The organism is Candidatus Poribacteria bacterium (genome assembly GCA_028820845.1).
GTDB lineage: Bacteria > Poribacteria > WGA-4E > WGA-4E > WGA-3G > WGA-3G.
In genome coordinates this window covers 34,272-53,494 of the sequence record JAPPII010000037.1, presented here as the reverse complement: position 1 = coordinate 53,494, position 19,223 = coordinate 34,272, and the positions used below count along the sequence as shown (strand labels likewise).

Below are 19,223 nucleotides of genomic sequence, written 5' to 3'. Positions count from 1 at the left end.
TTTCTGATCGCTGATCGCTGACCGCTAATCGTTATTGTTGTATTGGGATGGGAAACCAAAGTCCACCAGTTTTCGTCGTGAGTGCTCTATGCGTGGTGTGGTTAATCCCGATGACATCCACGGTGATATTATTCTGAAAACACTGCTTCAAGACTTCCGGTAGTGTATAAGAACCTTTGCTCGCCTCATCGGTAACCAGAACAAATCGACGCTCCACACCTTCTCGGAAATTGACACGACGAATTGTTTTTATGATGGCGTTGTGTGCCCGTTCATCACCTGCAGCAGCGACAACGTGTGAGGTCAGCAACCGTTTGTACCTCTCACTGTCCCGTGTTTGTGGATGGATAATTGTATCGTCTTCAAGATACCTAAAGATAACGATGCCGAGTGTGAAATCAATACCCTTCTCTTCAAAGACTTCTACCATCCGATTCAGCTGTCTACCGACTGCACGGATATTATCTATCATACTCCCACTGATGTCAAGGAGAAAAACAATGTCAACCGCCTCCTCGTTTTTCCCATCAGCAACGCTTTCTGCAATGCCTTCGAGTGCTTCCCCCATCTGTCCATCTCTGTCAATCGGGGGTGCTGGACTGTTTCTATCTCCCTCCGTTTGGCTTCTATTTTCACCCTGCACAGTTTTAGGTTTCGGCGCAATTGTGGGAGCTTGCGCGTGTGCTGTCGCAATCGTTTTCCACAAGGGTGTTTCTGTTGTTTGTTCCTGTAAAGTCGTTTCAGCCATCGGTAAGCGCGCCGACGTTTTTGGTACCGACATTGACATATAGGGTGCCGGGGTTGCGCGCGCCAGTTTGGCAACAGTTTGATTAGGGGTCGGTGAGGCCTTGACAGGCGTTGAACGCCGAGTCGGCATTGTGCGCTTGCGCATACTGTTTATGTGAAAACGTTGGAGGGCGGTTACCGAAATCGCTTCCGAAACGAGCGGTTCCGAAGGCAGCTGCGGACGATACCACCGAATATAACCAAGACCCATGATCGTTATCGTAATAGCATGCAGAATCAACGAAAGCAGAAACGCTTTCTGAGTTTTCCTGCGTTTTTGTTGGCGTGTGTATGAATAGGTTTCGAGCAGCATATTGGATCTCTCCGCTACAACGTTTCGGTTAAAATTGAGACCGTTCCTGTATTTCCATCAATTTGGAGCATCTGTCCATCAGTGATATGCCGAGTTGCATTCGGGATATTCGCAACAGCAGGAACACCATACTCTCTTGCAACGACTGCACCGTGCGACAAAATTCCACCACGCTCCATCACCAGTCCCGCTGCATGTAGGAAAAGCGGTGTCCACGCTGGATCCGTTGATGGACAGACCAGAATATAATCTCGGTCGGATAGGCGCGACTCCGACGGCTTCAGAAGCACACGTGCTTTGCCCGACGCGATGCCGGCGGAAACGCCTACACCCCTGTATGTTTCCGCTGCCTCGATTACCATCGGCGCACCGATCTGTTCCAAGGCGTCACTGAAAATAACATCCGGCACCTCAATCTGTAGCATAAGGTCTCGTTCCATCTTACGTTTGGCGATAACATCACTAAAAGTTTCCTTCCCATCAATCAGGTGTTGTAATTCATCTGGTACCAAGTAGAAAATACCACCATCAAGTCCATAACGACAATCCAATTCGAGCAAGGCGCGTCGCATCTGTTCGTAGCCGAGCATGAGATAAAATTTTGCTGTCTCCCTGAAAGGCATGTAACGTCTTGTGAAATCCAATTCACTCTCAATCTGTTTTCGTAAACTACCTTTGCTTTTTACCAACTCGATGAGTTCCGCTTCTGCCGAGTAGCGGTCAGCAGTCGGGTCGTTCCGCTGCACTTCACTCTCAGCAATCAGTGAAGAGAGGACCTGTTCGAGATAGGTCGTATCTTCACGCCAACGCGGTGCTGCTAACTCAAACTCGTTGACTGCGCGATGCCCATAATCTTTCAGGAAGTCGCTAAGTACTAAATCGCCAGCCGCTATCTCCTGTAGTTTCTCATTGGTTTCGACAGTAAGGTTGCCAGAAAGTCCGCTGATAAGCCTGCTTACAATGGATTTTGTTCCTGCTTCATCCATACATTTCTGGAGTGCTGCCTCTAATCTTTGGAGCGAAAACCCCGCAAGAAGCGTGGCAGTGAGTGCCTTCGGCGCGAAGTCGTCCAATGTTTTGATGCACCATGTCTGAAATTTCTCGACTAATTCCGCATCCGATAAATCCGAATATGAAATATCGCGCGCCACCTCAACTTCTGACCGGAACGCTGGGAATACTTCTGCTGTCAGAATTTGGTCAAAATCGGATCGGCACTGTCTTAGCCGCATCTCTGCTTTACTCATACGGACGATGTGGAGCGGGAGTTTCAGCCAAAACGACGCACGGCTTCGGGTAATATCAGGTGCCGCTTGCGCATACATCGCCTGCTGTGGGTTCTGCTTTAAAGCGTTAAAGTCGTGTGCAAACGGGAAACCCTCAAAGTGGAGTTCCGCTTCTCGGTTCAAATTAACGTAAATGCGTCCGCAGATTAAGTCCAGGATCCCCTCGCTATCTACCCGCGCGCTCGGATAAAATCCAAGACTTCGGTACGCCTCACCTAATCCACCTACACCCGACATAAATTTGCTAATAATCGACCAGGTCATCGGCAGCGGTGCAGGCAACACTTCAGCGATGTTATAATGACACCAGACACTACCCTGTTTATCAATACATGCCTTCAACCGTTGGATCTCTTCGTGACGGAGTTTCTCGACTCTCGGCTCCTGACTTTCAGCACTTGGCTGGAAGGGCGGAAGGGCGGAAGATTGGGTGTCCCTCCTTCCAGTCTTCCTCGCTTCCATTCCCTGGTTAACTGATGTCGTAATGTGGCGCGCCTGCAACAGGATAAACTCCCCATCCGCCAGTGCCCACTCAATATCCATCGGCTGTCCGTAGTGATTTTCGATGCCTAAACCGAGTGCCGTAAGTTCTTTCAATTCCGCGTCCGTCAAACTCGGAACATCCTGCTGCGCAGCAGATACTGCGTTGACACCCGCAGCGGTTACCATTTCCCGTTTTGTAGCAATCGTCTTTTCCAAAATCTCGCCTGTCTCTCGTGATACCTGAAAACTATCAGGCGTGATAGCACCCGATACAACCGATTCACCCAGTCCCCAATTCGATTCAATAACAGAGATACTTTGATTAAAGGGACTCACAGTGAAAAGCACACCAGAGACATCCGAATTACACATCTCCTGAATTACAACCGCCATTGCCAATCCATCATCCACAATGCCTTGTGCTTCTCGATAGGCGATAGCCCGTTCCGACCAGAGCGATGCCCAGCACGCCTTGAGAGCATCTAACAATTCATCAGACTGGACATTCAAAAACGTGTCCTGCTGCCCGGCGAAACTCGCCTCTGCTAAATCCTCAGCGGTCGCACTGGAACGTACAGCGACCGTGGCTGTTTGGAGCTTTTTATGCGCTGCACGGATTTCTGAAACAAGTTCTGGTGCCAACATAAGGTCTTTAATGTTGTCTGCATTCTGTCCCGACAGACTCTGAACCGAAAAGAGATAGGCATCCGTCGTAACACAAAAACCTTGCGGCACCCGAAATCCAGCCCGTGTCAACTTGCCAAGATTTAGACCTTTTCCACCGACACGCGAAAGATCGCCATCATTAATTTCTGAGAAATGTTTGATAAATTGCATAAGTCCAGATTGGTCTGCGAAGGGTAGAAGCGATTGAAGATAGTATAGCAGCATCTATCTGCTGAATGCAAATACGTTTGGGATTGCTTGTTAGAGAAGAGAAAGAAGGTGGGTTTAAAGCATAGAGGCTGGTATGAAACCAACCTCTACAATATTCTGAAATAACGAAGATATTGGAATTGCTGTTAGTTATCATCGTTATCGTCAGCATGATTATCGTGATTATTGTGATTATTGTGATTATTGTGATTATTGTGATTATCGTCATCGTCGTCATGATCATCAACCATGTGATCGTGGACATCATGACCATCGTCAGGCAGGATAGTATCACCATGTGCCTCTTGCTGATTAATCCAATCAACAAAAAGTTGAATCTCGGCATCCGTCAGTGGTGGCCCCCCAGGAGGCATATTACCTGAAACAATTTGTTCAACAACTTCACTCTCTTCAGCATTTCCAGCGATGAATGCAGGATGTTCTCCACCCGCTATGAAGGATTCGTAGGTCCTGAAATCTAAACCGTGAGGGCCATCAGCAACGTGACATCCAGCAAGCGCACATCTCGCCGTGAGGATAGGCAAAAGGTTCTGTTCAAAGGAAAACTCAGCATCAACAGTTTCGTGGACTTCTGTAGGTGGTGAAATATGGTCAGGTATTAGCACATTATCGCGATCGCGGTTACATCCGAGCATACAAAACAGCAATCCGATAACCAGTAAGAAAAACCTTTGACTATTTACAAACATAATAATTCCTTTCTAATGAGGTTTCCTAACCTCACCGGTGGTAATGTCTAATTTTTTTATCTTAAAATCTACGATAAACAGCCTTGTAGGACAGGCAGAAGCATTGGAAAAATAGTATAGCAGCATCTGCCGATTAACGCAAAAGTATTTGGCCTCACGATCATTCAGTTCTTCTTGTAGGAGCGAGCTCCCGCTCGCGACTTTCCGCTCCAGAGGCGCAAAAAGCCTAAAACTATGGTAAACGTGAAAAATAAATAGACCTTTGACCCTCCCCTGGTAGGGTTTTTGCTGGGGTGTTTCTTCAAGGTTTCTAACCTCGCCGGTGTAGAGTGTCCAATTACTTCTAAAGTTTACCATAAATAGCCCTGATTTGGACCTGCTTGAGAATGATACGAAGGCGAGAACACAAGCATAGAGGCTGGTATCAAACCAACCTCTATAGGATCCGAGATAACGAAGACATTGGAATCGCTATTGATCATGAGCGTCACTGTCGTCAATCATCATCGTCATCATCGTCGTCATCATCGTCATCGTCATCATCGTCGTCATCATCGTCATCGTCATCATCGTCGTCATCGTCATCATCGTCGTCATCGTCGTCATCATAACGGATGTTAGGAAAATCGGCAGGGTCTTGCTGATTAATCCAATCTCTGAAGAGTTGAATTTGAGCGTTACTTAACCGGGGACCACCAAGGGGCATCCTCCCCGAAACAATTTCCTCAATAATATCACTACTTCGGGCATTTCCAGGGATGAAAACGGATTCGCCTTCGTAGTCACCCCTGATAAAAGACTGATATGTTCTGAAATCGAGACCATCGTATCCATTGGCATCGTGACACCCCGAATACGCACATCTCGCTCTCAAAATCGGTAAGAGATTTTGATTAAAGGATGTTTCGGGTTCTGTTGTATTGCCGGGGTGCTGCGGTTGTTGTGTAGAGGGTTGCTGTGGTCGCATCGGTGGTGATGTCGAGGGCTGTTGATTGATCCAATCTCGGAAAAGTTGGACTTGAGAATCCGTCAACGGTGGCCCTCCGGGTGGCATTCTCCCGGAAACAATCTCTTCTATAATATCGCTACTTGCAGCATCCCCCGCAACGAAGACGGAACCTGTATCGCCACCATTGAGGAAACTTTGGTATGTGCTGAAATCCAAGTTTTTTGGGCCCCCAGCAACGTGACAACCAGCAAAAGCACACCGGCTTCTCAGAATAGGCAAAAGATCGCGTTCAAAGGAGACACCCTGGGGCGTAGTGAGTTGTTGCACTGATGGTTGTTGGCGGGCTTCTTGTTCCCCAACTTCTTTTGAGTCGATCTTCAACGAAGTACCATCCAGGACAATACCGAGGACATTTACAGAAAATTCTGTGAAATCAGAAACAGGAAGCGTGTACTTGCATACAAATACTTTTGTGCCCTCCAAAGGCCGGCAGTCGGCACTTAAAAAGTCGTCAGCAGCACCGCGCGCGACAACATTATAACGCCTCTCCACTTTGCTTCCGTCAGTTCTCGATAATACGTATCTAATGTCCGGACGCGCAGTGGAATCATCGGCAACAACATAAGGCGCGTCTTTAATAAATACCACTTTTGTGAATACCGTTATTCCTTCACGCACCTCTGAGGCTATTTGTTTTGTGAGTTTCTGATCGCTGTAGTGGGTGATTTCAACTGCATCGGGCGTATCCAGCGAAACGGAGACCTGGCTCTCAGGCTTATCGTCAGTGGACTCTTTCGTTTCCCCAAGCAAGGTCTGTGTGAGATCGAGTATGTCAGAGGAGCGTAGGATATCACTCCCATCAGGCCCACAACCGAGGGCAAGAAAGAGTAAGCCAAGAGTGAATAAGAAGTATATACTTGTGTTTGTTTTCATGTGTAATTGTCCTTTATTGTTTGATAGGTCTGTCGGGTCAAGACTTTAGCGTTTGCTCAACTGAGAATTGCCAGAGCCATTTCACACTCAATACGCTTTAGTCTTTAGAATCCTCCCTAATCTTAACTTCAAGATAGATAGCAAGTACAATGCCAATGCTAAAAATCGCAGAATATGCCTTATTTTCTGGGTTAATTCCGATTTTTCTGAAAAAATATGGACAGACCTGTTCAAAAAATGGACAAAATGACGGAATTTGTGATGGATTTGGGAGAAAGTTTAGAAAACGCGTCAATCTCCCGCTCTTGATTTTTCAATCAAGATCTCTGAAAAGTCGAGAGTGAAAGAAAAGAGTCCTCAACATCGCAGAAAAGTGATATAATACCATTTCTAAAAGTTTATCTCGCATTACCCGAACCCACTCACACCACACCCGGTAGGTGCGGTTTCTAACCGCACCGAGCATCGCTGAAAAATAGTCAACCTTTTAAGAGGAATTATCAATTAGAATTGGTATAATATACCTGAAGGAGATCAACTTTGATGCAGACAACAAACCGGCATATTTCCCAATCGCCCCAATCAGATCCGTCTCTTATCCCAGATGTTTCGCCAGACAATACCGTTATCTTTCGCGGCGATGGAGAACCGAAAACGCCTTCAATGATGCTACAGCGACTTGCTGAATTCGACCAAGAATTTACACTTGAGGCTGACAGTTATTCTCTCGGTGGCAATCTCGAGCAGCTGGAGAAAAAATGTGCCGAAATGTTGGGCAAAGAGGCGGCAGTCTTTATGCCGACGGGGACACTCGCCAATCATCTTGCCATCCGAAAACTCTGTGGAGTCAAACCGCGCGCAATCGTTCAGGAGCAAAGCCATCTCTACAAGGACAGTGGGGATTGCGCAACGCGACTCAGCAATATAAATCTCATACCCTTAGCAAAGGAATGTCCCTATTTCACACTCGAAGCATTGAAAACCGCAGTAGAGCAGTCAGAAAGCGGAAGGGTCATCAATCCGGTGGGTACAGTGATGATTGAAAGTCCTGTCCGCCGCCAATTCGGCAAAATTATGCCGTTTGATGAGATGAAGGCAGTAACGGACTACTGCCGAGACAAACAGATTAGGACTCACCTTGACGGTGCACGCCTCTACATGATGTCAGGTGCGACCGGCATCCCACCTGCTGATTATGCTGCGTTGTTTGATACGGTCTATGTATCGTTGTACAAGTATTTTGGAGCACCCTTCGGAGCAGTATTGGCAGGCACGGCTGAGTTCACGGAGGGGTTGTATCACGACCGTCGTATGTTTGGCGGAGGATTGGCATCTGCAAACTTTGCGGCAGCGTTAGCACTTCAGGGCATAGATGGGTTTGAGGCGCGTTTCAATCGGGCTATGGCACACGCAACAGCACTTTTTAATAAAATCAACGCCCTGGAGGGTATCAAGGTTGAACCTTTTGAGCACGGTTCTAATATATTCCCACTGAAATTAGGATCAAGTATTGATAGTAAGTGTTTTGTCAAGACGCTTGAGGCGCATGCAGTAGCTGTATCCTCACCAGATGGCGATCACGATCGACGTATCATGCTTACTGTTAACCCAACGGTATTACGTCAGGATATCCCAGATCTATTCTGTGCCTTTCAACGCGCTATCCAAGAGAGTCAACGATAAACCCATAGGGCACTGTATGTTCTTTTTCCTATATCTCTTGACAAATCTCGCCAACGTGATTAAACTGGAGATATGTTTCAGAACGCAACCGAAATCCTCACTTTAATCGCTTCTGCCCTTGTGCAGTGGCTCTTTTACCCAAAACACTTACCCAAGGACTTCGTTCCAAAACGCATTCTCGTCGTCAAACTCGACCACCTCGGTGATGTCATATTAGCAACGCCAGTCTTCTCCAATCTCCGTCAAGCGTATCCAAACGCCGAACTGCACGCACTCACAGGGACGTGGAGTCGCGTCATTTTAGAGAGACATCCTGATGTCAGTACCATTTTCGACTATAATTCTCCCGCTTTTTCTCGGACGGGGCAATCGACTACACTAAAGCAGGCATTCCAGCTTTACCGAGAATTGCATCGTCAAAAATACGACCTGATAATAGAACTCCGCGGAGATTGGCGAACAACTTGGTTCTCGCTTCTGCAACTCACACCGCATCGTCTCAGTCGTGCCGCTTTACAAATTGAAAACAAGTTAGGGCGTTCGCGGTTCAACGGAACGCATGAAACGATCCGCAACCTTGATGTTTTAAGACATGCTGGCATTCCAACATCCATCCAGACTGCTACTTTCTCAGTGACAACAGCGGATGGAAAGTGGGCATCCGATTTTTTGGCAACCTATAAGATCGATAAACAATGCCCACTGATTGCAATCCATCCAGGGTCCCCAATCCCGCTAAAGCGGTGGCTCCCTGAACGGTACGCAGAATTAGCAGATTGGCTAATTGCACGAAAAAGAACGCAAGTTCTATTTGTTGGCGTGAAGGATGAAGTCCCAATAATCACCGAAATCCAACAACTTATGCAGCGAAAGGCGATTAATACTGCTGGTAAAACGACCTTGACGCAATTGGCATCAATCTTGCATAATTGTAATGTGTTTATCGGGAACGATAGCGGTCCAATGCATCTCGCTGCAGCAGTTGGCACGCCGACAATCGGACTTTACGGACCTGGAGACCCAACCCGTTTTGCCCCAATCGGAATACAATGTCAAACGATTCGACGCAAACTGGATTGTCCGCCTTGTTTGGGGACGACCTGTCGATTCGGAAAAAATGGATGCATGTCCGAAATCCAGGTTACCGATGTAATCCAGGTGCTTGAGGATGCACAGTATTTGCCATCGGAAAATCGCAACGGATAACATTAGACAAATTAACTTGACATATTTTTGAAAAGTGGTTATAATGTCTTAAACAGTATTAAAACGTGATTTTTGGACGTGAGTGGCTTGCGATCTTTATTTGCAAGCGATGTGATGAACCTAAAGGAGGAATTTAGAAAATGCAATCGAGATTAATGTGGCTCGTGTTTGCCCTCTTCGCAGTGAGCATCATGAGTATCGGCATTGTGGGTTGCGGTAGCGATTCTGAAGATGAAGGCTCTGCTGAAAAGCCGACGGAAAGTTCTTCAACAACGTCTACGACTGACGAACCCGTAGTTGCCGCGAAACCCCCTATTGACTTTGCCGCAGAGAAAGCAGCGATTCAAAAGGTGTATAGTGACTTCTACGAAGCCTTTAACGATAACGATATGAGAGCCATTGGGGAGACCTTTCGGACGAGTGACAACAAAGTTGCCTTCGGGACAATCTTTGCAGGAAATGAACCGGTGCCAATCGCCTTCGGGTGGCGGAATGTTGAAATCGCTATCGAAGGTTTATGGATCGGTATTGGTACGAAAGGTTCCAGATGGGGACAAAACGATCAGTTGTCAGATTTTTGGATTCGCTATAAAGGCAGCAAAATTGAAGCCAGTGCCATAGGCTACAATTGTTACAAAGGCGCGTTCCCCGGGGAAACCCACCTCTATTTAATGAAAGAGGAGAAGGATGGGTGGAAGATTCACGAACTGGACAGCAGCACGGAAAACAACCTCGGAATCTTTGGTTTCCATAAAGGCAAACCGCGGCTTAAGGAGGCAGGCCGCTTCTTTAGCACAGATGCCGACAAAGCCCCATAAGTCCAATTTCGGTGCACACGGTTGCTAAAAACTGCCCGTTTTTGTGCAGCTTTGAAAAACAAATTGCCCGTTTTTGTGCAGCTTAACTCGTTTGATGCAGAGATTAACCGCAAATTCAGACCTTTTCGCATTGGCACGGAAATTGCATATATCCTTGCATCAACAACTTTTGTTTTTTAGTAGGATACAGAAATACCCTTTGGAGGTAATAACGAATGAGTGCAAAACGAACCTCAGGTGCCTTTATGACTTCTTTGGTACTCCACGCGGTCATTGCGTTCATTGCTGGCATTTATCTTGTCACGCAAACCGAACAGTTCAAGGATCTCGTCGGTGCCGAAGTGCTCCAACCCAAGGAGCCACCGAAGCCTAAGGTACGGAAACCCGTCGTCAAGCCGGTTATTAAGCCGACTGTCCCGACACAGAACACCGTCGTTGTTGAACAGGTGCAAGTACAACCTCGTGTAACAACCGCGTTTGTCGCTAAGTCGAACTTCCAACCGCAGACGGTTCTTGAGTTTTCTAACCAAAATGTTAAAGTAGAAGCACCGATTAATCCGAACGTTCCGCGAGTCGTTACGCCTAACGCACCCGTGCCAACGGTCGTAACACACGCCGATCTCCCCGTCTCGGACGCACCCGGTGCCTTGGCATTCTCAGCCCCTGTCGCAACTGCCCCCTCCGCGGGACCGGCTAACATCGGTCGTGGTGTCGCAGGCGGTGCCGTACAGGTCAAAGTCGCTTTTGAACGTCCACCCGGACTCGCAATGGTTGAGAACGTCGGTGCCGCACGCGACGCACTCGGCGATGTCGTTGAAAACATTACCCTCGGTAACGTTGAAGTGCCACCCCTGCCCAGAGGCGAACCCGGTGGACGTGTTATCGGTAAAGGTAAGGACATCCGCGGCGTATTCCGTTTCACACGGATCCGTCACTCCCTCTCTGACTGGTGGGCTGATGCTTCTTCCCTCAACGCATTGACAAAGTGGCTCAACGAGCGTACGAAAATTAAAACCGACATGAACGTTGAAGGTGGCGCCCTGAAGTTTACGGATGCCAACCTCTTCAAAACACCGTTCGTCTTTATGACAGGACACGATCCGTCACTCACCCGTTCGCGTAACTTGCTCGGACGGCAGTATGGTGGCGGTAAAATGGATAGCCGTCTCACCGAGACTGAAGCCGCCGGTATGCGTCGCTACCTCGTCGAAAGAGGCGGATTCCTCGTCTTTGACGACTGTGGTGTGAACGCTCCCGCACAGGCGATGATTCGTCTCTTCCTCGCACAGATGCGCTACGTCATGCCTGAATATCAGATTGAGCGGATCGCGAACGATCACGAGATTTACGATAACTTCTATGAAATGGGTGGTCCCCCTGTCGGATACGACATCTTCTGGTGGGGCACACGTCCGCCGAAACGGAACTTCCTCGAAGGTATCTCCGTCGGTGAAAGGTTGTCGGTTATCATGGTCCGTCGTGATTACATGTGCGCAATGGAGTCTGTCAGTCTCCCAACCCGTAGTGTCCACTATTCACCCGGCGTCTATCGTTTCATGACAAACGTTGTGGTGTATGCGTTGACCCACGGCTCGATTTCCGACTACTCCGGTTATGTGCCTGAAGACACGTTAGCCAAGAAGGAACTCCCGACAAGCGCACCTGAAGCCGCAAAAGTCAGCGGTTTTGAATAGAACTTACATCATACTTAAGTATAGGGCTGTTTGGTTACCTCCAAGGGCAACTGAACAGCCCTATTTTTATTTCTCCCGCGTCTCTTTACAAAACACTGAGAAAAAACTGGATTTCACATCCGAGTTATGTTATCATACCGCAATAAACGCTCTATTTGAGGTGATAAATTGAAACTCGGTGTATCCACTTATTCTTACTGGCATTTCAAACCCGAACGCATACCGATTGAGCACGTCATCGAAGAAGCCGCACGGCTGGAACTCGATGGGGTCGAAATCTTACACCAACAGATGGCATCCGAAGCGAACCCCTATCTCCAAAAACTAAAACGGCACGCCTTCATTCACGGACTTGATCTCTACGCACTCTCCATCCATCAAGGCTTCGTGTCACCAGATGAAGCGACGCGACAAAAAAATATCAATCACACCGTTCACTGCATCCGATTGGCACACGAACTCGGCATCCCTTCAATTCGTCTCAACTCAGGGAGATGGGGGACTGTCCCCTCTTTCACTGAATTGATGGAAGTCGAGGGACAAGAACCGGCACTCCCCGGACACACAGAAGATGAGGCGTTTGAGTGGGTCATCGCTGCCATTGAAAAGTGTCTCCCAGACGCTGAAAAATACGGGGTCGTCCTCGGACTCGAAAATCATTGGGGATTAACATGCACACCGGAGGGAGTCAATCGCATCGTCTCGGCTATTGACTCGGAATGGTTGAAAGTGACGATGGATTGTGGTAATTTCCTCTCGAATCCTTATGAAAAATTGACGCAGATTGCAGATGAGGCGGTACTCGTTCATGCCAAAACCTACTACGGGGGCGGCGAATGGTATACATTGGATCTCGATTATGCTAAAATCGGCGATATTCTAAAAAATGCCGGATTTCAGGGATACGTGTCCATTGAATTTGAGGGCAAAGCGGACGCACACATCGGTGTCCCACAGAGCGTCCAAATGCTCCGTGACGCACTCTTTTTGTAGCATAGACTGTTAGTCTGTGCAATTCTATAGTCTGTGCAATTCTAAAGGCAAGATTTCCAATCCTGACCGCTGACCGCTGATGGCTGACGGCTGACTGCCATCTGTAGACTCTTGGAGGACCTAATGCTAAAAAAAATCACAATATCAATTTTGGCTTTCGCACTGCTCACAACAATAGGAGGTAGCACGACAATGGCAGAGACCGGAGAAATGGCGGGAGCAACGAACGCTTCCGAGGTGTGGCGCGCCTTACAGCGCATACAGACAACTGCCACCGTTCTACATACTGTCGCACACCCTGACGATGAAAACGGTGCCTTGCTAACGTGGCTCAGTCGAGGACGCGGGGTCAGAACCGGATTATACTCCACCACACGCGGAGAAGGCGGCGCAAATCTTATCGGACCCGAATTGTTTGACGCACTCGGTATTGTCCGCACCGAAGAACACCTCGCTGCTGTCCGCTACTACGGCATAGACCTCTTTTTTTCCAGTGCCGTCGATTTCGGCTATTCCAAACGACTCGACGAGACATTAGAAAAATGGGATTACCAAATGCTCCTTGAGGATATGGTGCGTATCATCCGACGCTACCGACCCGATGTCATCATCTCCCGATTTCAGGGAAATCGTCAAGATGGACACGGACACCATCAAGTATCGGGGGTCGTAACATTAGAGGCATTTCGTGCTGCCGGCGACCCAAGTCAATTCCCAGAACACCTCGCAGACGGATTACAGCCTTGGCAACCCAAGAAACTCTATATCTCGCGTTCCAGATGGCGACGCAGTGAGACCCAAACCGGCGATGCACCCCTGCTGAAAATTGATATGGGTGAATACAACGCCTTATTAGGGCTTTCTTATGCACAAATCGCACGTCAAGGACTCAGTTACCAACGTTCGCAGGGCGTTGGGCAGACCCGTGCGTCTAAGGGTTCTTCGCTCACCGAATTGCGGTTAGTCGATACAACACTTCCCAAGCAAGCGGAACCCGAACAGAGCCTTTTTGATGGGCTGGATACCACGATTATGGGGATGGCAGGGCTCGCCAACGCACCTGATTTGAATGCAGCCTTTGCACAATTTCAGGAGAGTGTCGACGCTGCGCGCCATGACTATGATGCCCGGTACCCTTGGGCAATTGTGCCTCACCTTGCTGCCGCTTTAAAAACTGCTCGCAGCCTCATTGAGGATGTCCAAAGCATAGACCTTGAGGACGCGACGCGCGCACATCTGCTTTTCCTGCTTCAAAACAAAGAACAGGAGTTGATGGGTGCTGCGAACGCCGCACTCGGGTGTTCACTGGAGGTGCTCGTCCAACCCGAAGGCGCACAAGAGGGATTCTTCCGATCCCCTGAAACTTTTACTGTCGCAATTCCGGGGCAAACGTTCTCAATCGGAATGCGGATGGTGAACCCCTCACCCGTTGCTGCTAAACTTGTTGATGCATCGCTCCGCACGCCAGAAGGCTGGAACGTACGTCAAACGCCAACAAACTCAGACCAGAAAGAGGGAATCATCATAAATGCAAACGAACCTGTCTCTCTCACGTTTGAGGTGGAGGTGCCACAGGATGCCGCATATACCCAACCCTATTGGACGCGCGCCTCTGAATATCACGACGCTGTCTATACACTAAAACGTCCAGAATTCCGATTCTTGCCCTTCGCACCGCCTGAAGTGCACGGTGTTATAACCTATCGCGTGGATGGCGTAGACTTCACACTGGCGCGACCGGCACAAACCGTTTCAATCAACCGACCATGGGGTGAAAGACGGCGGCTACTATCGGTGGCTCCCGCTATCAGTCTATCTATGTCGCCGCGTATCGGTGTTGTTCCGATATCTCAATCTGCGACAGCAGATGAGGAAACCACATTTACTGCCACAGTCGAGGTGCTAAATAATGTGAAAGGTGAAGCGGAAGGCACGCTTGCGCTCACGTTACCCGATGGGTGGCATTCGTCGCCTGAAAGCGCGTCTTTTGATTTCACACACGAAGGTGCCAGCAAGACCTTTACTTTCGATGTGTCTGCTGCGGGTGTAGAGGCAGGCGGAGATTACACAATTCAAGCCGTTGCTACTTATAATGGCGAGGAATATACCACCGGTTATCAAGCGATTGACCATACAGATCTCGAACCCCGCCACCTATACCGTCCTGCTACGATGACACTTCACGGCATTTCAATTGAACTGCCAGGGGAGATGGAAGTCGGTTACATCATGGGGGTCGGTGATAGGGTGCCTGAGGCACTCCAACAGATTGGGATCGACGTTCAAATGCTGGATCGTGAAGAACTCCGCACCGGTGATCTGAGTCGATACGATACCATCTTGATCGGCATCCGGGCGTACGCCGTGCGACAGGATCTCATCTCCTATAACGGGCGACTTCTCGATTATGTCTATAACGGAGGCAACCTCATCGTCCAATATCAGACCCCAGAATTTGATGCAGCCCCCTTTGGTCCCTATCCCTATACAATGGGTAGGCGACCGGAGGAGGTCTCCGAAGAGGACGCACAAGTGAGCATTTTGATGCCAGAAAATCCGATTTTCCAGCATCCCAATCAAATTACGGAGGCTGATTTCAACGGGTGGGTTGAGGAGCGCGGTTCAAAGTTCCTCACTGAGTGGGACGCAAACTATCAGGCACTCCTCACGTGTAACGACCGCGAACAAGAACCGCAACACGGTGGGTTCCTCTATGCCAAGTACGGACAAGGCACCTATACCTACGCCGCTTATGCGTTCTATAGACAACTCCCCGCAGGCGTCGCAGGCGCATACAGGCTTTTCATCAACATGCTCACCCTTAAACCCTAACTTGGTAGGCGAGGTTTCTAACCTCGCCGATCCACTTACTCCGCTTCCCACGGTGCCACTTCCCCAACAGGCGGTGGTGCCGGGAAGCGACTCACAACATCAATAGGTCTACCCACATCGGACGATTCAATGATCCGCTCGCACACCTCTAACGCATGCCGTGCCTGCGCACCATTACAACGCGGGTTTCGATCGGATCTAATCGCATCTGCAAAATCGGCGACACCTTTCCCCCAATCTAATCCGGTAAAGGATTTCGACGGCGAAGGTTCGTCCTGCCACCCGTCCTGCGGCGTAAATTTTTGGATGCCGCGTCCATCATCGTGCGCTTGCAGAGAGAACCCACCCGCTGTGCCGTGGATCTCGTAAGGCGGAATCCCAGAAGCAACCGTAAAACTGTGATAGATAAGTCCGTGTGCATTGTTCTCGAACTCCAGTACACCAAATCCGTGATCCTTCTCATTCACCTCAAACTCGGTGCCTTTCCGTGGTCCTTGGGTTAGCGTTCGTTTCGGAACAGCGAGCCGTGCGAAACCGTGTACCGTCTTAACGGGGGCAATCATCGTCGTCATCGCAGTGAGTGGATAAGGCGCGACATCGCGGAAGGGACCCGCATGCATCAAAAACGCATCAGCGTTGGGATGCCAGTGTTCCAACGGACCGCCGAAATTACCAATCGCAGAGATAACATCGCCGATTTCGCCTTCCCGTATCCGTTGCCAGACGTTCTGTTGAACGTAACCGAGGATTGCAGACGGCGCACACGCCAATTTCAGACCCATCGCTTCCGCAGTTTCGACGAGTTCATTCGCTTCGTCGGTTCGGATAGAGATCGGTTTCTCAGAGTAGACATGTTTTTCCGCTTTCAGTGCCGCCAACGAAACGGGATAGTGAGAGATGTGAATCGTCAAATTCACAATCGCTTCTACATTCGGATCGTTCAGCACCTCCTCAAGCGACTTGTAGACGCGACCCCCATCTTTTTCTGCCAATGCCGAGGCACGCGCCTCATCTTGATCGTAGTAACCAACAAGTTCAATCCGATGTGGATATGCCTGACAGCGCGGCTGGTAACCCCCCGCTGCGATCATCCCACACCCAACAATCACCGTCCGAACTGGGGTTGTATTAGACATTCAGTATGCTCCTTCTTATACTGTTTCCGAGACGCGCAAAGTCAACGTTGCGTCGATTTCGACAAAGCCTGTGCTAAGTTTCCTTCATAACTGCATCGCGTTGTATTAATTGGAAATTCCTCGCCTCGGAATGTCACTCTGGAAGTTTTAAGCTTTTTGAGCTGTGCTTTGTGAATCTTTCTGCGGTGAAATGCGATAGGAATGCAAACCGTTTTGACAGTGTTTGAAGCCAACCTATCAATGATGCGTGCCCCCTCTTGCAATTGCTGAATTATTTTTGAGGCATCAGTGCTGCCTTTAAGTTCCATTGGAACCCCGACGAGACATTCTTTGGAAGTGTCAATGTAAAAAAGAACAAAGTCACATTGATTTGTATCTGCTCTGTCTGTTGGAAAAGCAAGGTCTACATCCAATACAACACGTTCAGACGGTATACTTGCCATGGAAACGCGACAGCCTTCTTTGGTATAGGATGTTGCTCTTCTGTGCCCTATCCATCGACGAATCTCCTCAAGATGTCTATGCAGATTCACGCGCGCTTACCTTTCTTTTTTTCAAATCTCTGTTGGAGATTCACCGATCGGTTGTAGAGTCCTTCAGCAACATCCTCGTAATCTTTTGGAGAAATACCTTCTCTGGGTTTAAAAGGAATTTCCTTGACAGGTTCGTCTCTTTGGAAGTGCCATGCTCCGACTTCTTCTGGTAACAACCAGCTCGCTGACGCGTCGGTTTGCTCCGCTAATAGCCCTTCAAGAATCAGGTTTCCTATTTCTTCAAGCAACCAGTCGCTATGTGTTGTTGCAATCACGCTCACACCTGCACGAACTAAACTCGCCAGAATAACTGCCATATCTGCTTGGGCACCGGGATGTAGATGTGCTTCGGGTTCTTCAATGATGAGCATGTCTCCAGGTTTAACACCACTCCGCAGAAATAAAACCAACGAAGCAAGCTCGGATACCATTGCGGAAGATTGGCTCAGATGGAGTTCGGTCGCTGCACCATTTGGCGCATAACGGAAGTCTGGATAACCGCTGAGGGAAGGTTCTAAACGGACTTGCCCACCAAGCACGTTGCTCTCTAAACTTTCAGCGATCTTTTGCATTTCCGGGTTCCCATTTCCCTTTTCAGTGTACTGGATGATTTTTTGCATGAAATCCGCGACGGCACCAGATAGTGTTGGCATTTCAGGTAACCGTTCTAATCCAACCCGGGTGGCGCGCGTGATAAGTGAACTTGCTATGATGCGGTGACTTTGCATAATGCCACTCCGAGATGCCGGTAGATAGTACCTATCTCGGATCGTATAGCCGATACTTCCCATCGTGACGGTATTATCATCCAATCTACCATATACGGACCACCCTGAGGGTAGAAGCACTAAAGAATCTGGCATCGGATCGTCGAAAAAATGTGAAACATCCATATCAATTGCTGCTGATTCGGCGTGTGTCATCCGGATATCCCAATATTTATCCGTTTTGCTACCTATTTTGAGTCCGATGTTAAATTGATTCGATTGTTCGTCAGTCAATCGGTTTAGCTCTGCGATAGAACCGAGATCAAAGCAATTTTTGAGTTCATCCTGAAGTTGCTGCAGCACGCCTTTAAAAAGCCCTGTATCCTCCTTGAGCAGCGAAAACAGATGCTCGCGCATCTCTACTGGCATATCCGACAGTTTAAAAGGCTGTTCATGCTTTCCTAATCTGTTGAGCATTTCTTGAATTTCCGCTGTCGCTGCTGTCGTGCTGTTCATCATAAGTTTCAGTAGATCCATAACTTTTCCTGACCCCAGCGGCGAAAGGAGACTCGGATGCGTCAAACTGTTAAAAGCACCGTGCAAAGCATATACCAAAGTTGCAAGATAGGTTTTCCCCGTATTGCTAGGACCGACAAACACTGTCAGTGGTCGTAAATCCACACAACTCGCTTTAATAGGTCCAAAATTTGCAACGTTAATTTCGGCACTGAACGGTTGTTTGGCAACGGTGTCCCTATGTGGATTATCGCGAATCGTAACTTTAAGTGGTACTTCTATTCTGTTCATCGTATTTTCATCCGGATATAGATGACTAAAGTTTGGACAATTTTATAAATAGGACTTACGCACACCCCTGGTAGGTGCGGTTTCTAACCGCACCGAATCACGTGATAGGTAGCAGAATTCCGTCATTTTGCGTAAGTCCTGATGAATTAAGATAACCAAAAGGAAAAAAATAGGCATCCTGTAAAATGGCACTCCTTTTCTGCCTTAGGACTTACGGATGCTGCTCTTTTGTAGCACAAACTTCCCAGTTTGTGGCATGAGAACACTGTGTTTTCCGAAAATTCGCATCAAACAGAACGGGCTGCAGTCAAAATTGCGTAAGTCCTATGCCTGAGAGATATTCTATCAGATTTTCGGCATTTATTCAACGCACAAAACTTTTTTTTGCGTTTTTGACCCACTGCCCAATAGGGTGTTGCTTAGGCGTTTCTTCACAGTTTTCCAACCGCAACAAAAAACTTGACTTTTCCCTCACCAT

Annotated in this window: 13 protein-coding genes; 6 read left to right on the top strand and 7 right to left on the bottom strand. The window is 48.4% G+C overall.

All coding sequences use genetic code 11. From position 1 onward, the window contains the following. Positions 1–31: 31 nt before the first annotated feature. The 4 genes from OXN25_09320 to OXN25_09305 form a co-directional block, all read right to left on the bottom strand. On the bottom strand, positions 32–1,099 hold the full coding sequence (locus OXN25_09320; protein ID MDE0425055.1) for a VWA domain-containing protein: 1,068 nt from the start codon (positions 1,097–1,099) through the stop codon (positions 32–34). A gap of 14 nt (positions 1,100–1,113) precedes the next feature. Further along, positions 1,114–3,705 carry a PEP-utilizing enzyme gene (locus OXN25_09315; GenBank protein MDE0425054.1) on the bottom strand — a complete coding sequence of 864 codons (2,592 nt, stop codon included), beginning with the start codon at positions 3,703–3,705 and terminating at the stop codon, positions 1,114–1,116. Positions 3,706–3,890: 185 nt separating this feature from the next. Further along, positions 3,891–4,454: a hypothetical protein gene (locus OXN25_09310; GenBank protein ID MDE0425053.1), complete on the bottom strand. Its 564-nt coding sequence runs from the start codon at positions 4,452–4,454 to the stop codon at positions 3,891–3,893. A gap of 496 nt (positions 4,455–4,950) precedes the next feature. After that, on the bottom strand, positions 4,951–6,336 hold the full coding sequence (locus OXN25_09305; protein ID MDE0425052.1) for a hypothetical protein: 1,386 nt from the start codon (positions 6,334–6,336) through the stop codon (positions 4,951–4,953). A 543-nt stretch (positions 6,337–6,879) separates the two neighbouring features. Here OXN25_09305 and OXN25_09300 point away from each other — a divergent pair. From OXN25_09300 to OXN25_09275, 6 genes are all read left to right on the top strand, one after another. Beyond that, a complete protein-coding gene (locus OXN25_09300; protein ID MDE0425051.1) occupies positions 6,880–8,019 on the top strand; it encodes an aminotransferase class I/II-fold pyridoxal phosphate-dependent enzyme in 1,140 nt (379 codons plus the stop codon). Positions 8,020–8,091: 72 nt separating this feature from the next. Continuing rightward, on the top strand, positions 8,092–9,225 hold the full coding sequence (gene waaF / locus OXN25_09295; GenBank protein ID MDE0425050.1) for a lipopolysaccharide heptosyltransferase II: 1,134 nt from the start codon (positions 8,092–8,094) through the stop codon (positions 9,223–9,225). Positions 9,226–9,365: 140 nt separating this feature from the next. Next, a complete protein-coding gene (locus OXN25_09290; GenBank protein ID MDE0425049.1) occupies positions 9,366–10,043 on the top strand; it encodes a hypothetical protein in 678 nt (225 codons plus the stop codon). 215 nt (positions 10,044–10,258) lie between these two features. Beyond that, the gene (locus OXN25_09285; protein MDE0425048.1) at positions 10,259–11,737 is read left to right on the top strand and encodes a DUF4159 domain-containing protein; all 1,479 of its coding nucleotides are present in this window, start codon (positions 10,259–10,261) and stop codon (positions 11,735–11,737) included. Positions 11,738–11,905: 168 nt separating this feature from the next. Beyond that, entirely contained in the window at positions 11,906–12,730 is an 825-nt protein-coding gene (locus OXN25_09280; GenBank protein ID MDE0425047.1) for a sugar phosphate isomerase/epimerase, read from the top strand. Between the two features lie 123 nt (positions 12,731–12,853). Beyond that, positions 12,854–15,562 (top strand): PIG-L family deacetylase, encoded by a 2,709-nt coding sequence (locus tag OXN25_09275; GenBank protein MDE0425046.1) that lies wholly within the window; start codon positions 12,854–12,856, stop codon positions 15,560–15,562. A gap of 35 nt (positions 15,563–15,597) precedes the next feature. On the opposite strand, the gene OXN25_09270 is transcribed toward OXN25_09275, so the two are convergent. Genes OXN25_09270 through OXN25_09260 form a run of 3 tightly spaced genes read right to left on the bottom strand, consistent with a single transcriptional unit; the run spans position 15,598 to position 18,745 of the window. Further along, positions 15,598–16,698, bottom strand: coding sequence for a Gfo/Idh/MocA family oxidoreductase (locus OXN25_09270; protein MDE0425045.1), 1,101 nt, complete (start codon positions 16,696–16,698; stop codon positions 15,598–15,600). 41 nt (positions 16,699–16,739) lie between these two features. After that, positions 16,740–17,231: a hypothetical protein gene (locus OXN25_09265; protein MDE0425044.1), complete on the bottom strand. Its 492-nt coding sequence runs from the start codon at positions 17,229–17,231 to the stop codon at positions 16,740–16,742. After that, positions 17,228–18,745: an AAA family ATPase gene (locus tag OXN25_09260; protein MDE0425043.1), complete on the bottom strand. Its 1,518-nt coding sequence runs from the start codon at positions 18,743–18,745 to the stop codon at positions 17,228–17,230. Before OXN25_09260 ends, OXN25_09265 begins: the two co-directional genes overlap by 4 nt. Positions 18,746–19,223: the final 478 nt, after the last annotated feature.

What these genes read in the sequence shown, in the direction of transcription:
- OXN25_09260 (MDE0425043.1), bottom strand. Translation starts at nt 18,745, where the DNA reads ATGAACAGAATAGAAGTACCACTTAAAGTTACGATTCGCGATAATCCA.
- OXN25_09275 (MDE0425046.1), top strand. Translation starts at nt 12,854, where the DNA reads ATGCTAAAAAAAATCACAATATCAATTTTGGCTTTCGCACTGCTCACA.
- OXN25_09290 (MDE0425049.1), top strand. Translation starts at nt 9,366, where the DNA reads ATGCAATCGAGATTAATGTGGCTCGTGTTTGCCCTCTTCGCAGTGAGC.
- waaF (MDE0425050.1), top strand. Translation starts at nt 8,092, where the DNA reads ATGTTTCAGAACGCAACCGAAATCCTCACTTTAATCGCTTCTGCCCTT.
- OXN25_09320 (MDE0425055.1), bottom strand. Translation starts at nt 1,099, where the DNA reads ATGCTGCTCGAAACCTATTCATACACACGCCAACAAAAACGCAGGAAA.
- OXN25_09270 (MDE0425045.1), bottom strand. Translation starts at nt 16,698, where the DNA reads ATGTCTAATACAACCCCAGTTCGGACGGTGATTGTTGGGTGTGGGATG.
- OXN25_09315 (MDE0425054.1), bottom strand. Translation starts at nt 3,705, where the DNA reads ATGCAATTTATCAAACATTTCTCAGAAATTAATGATGGCGATCTTTCG.
- OXN25_09310 (MDE0425053.1), bottom strand. Translation starts at nt 4,454, where the DNA reads ATGTTTGTAAATAGTCAAAGGTTTTTCTTACTGGTTATCGGATTGCTG.
- OXN25_09305 (MDE0425052.1), bottom strand. Translation starts at nt 6,336, where the DNA reads ATGAAAACAAACACAAGTATATACTTCTTATTCACTCTTGGCTTACTC.
- OXN25_09300 (MDE0425051.1), top strand. Translation starts at nt 6,880, where the DNA reads ATGCAGACAACAAACCGGCATATTTCCCAATCGCCCCAATCAGATCCG.
- OXN25_09285 (MDE0425048.1), top strand. Translation starts at nt 10,259, where the DNA reads ATGAGTGCAAAACGAACCTCAGGTGCCTTTATGACTTCTTTGGTACTC.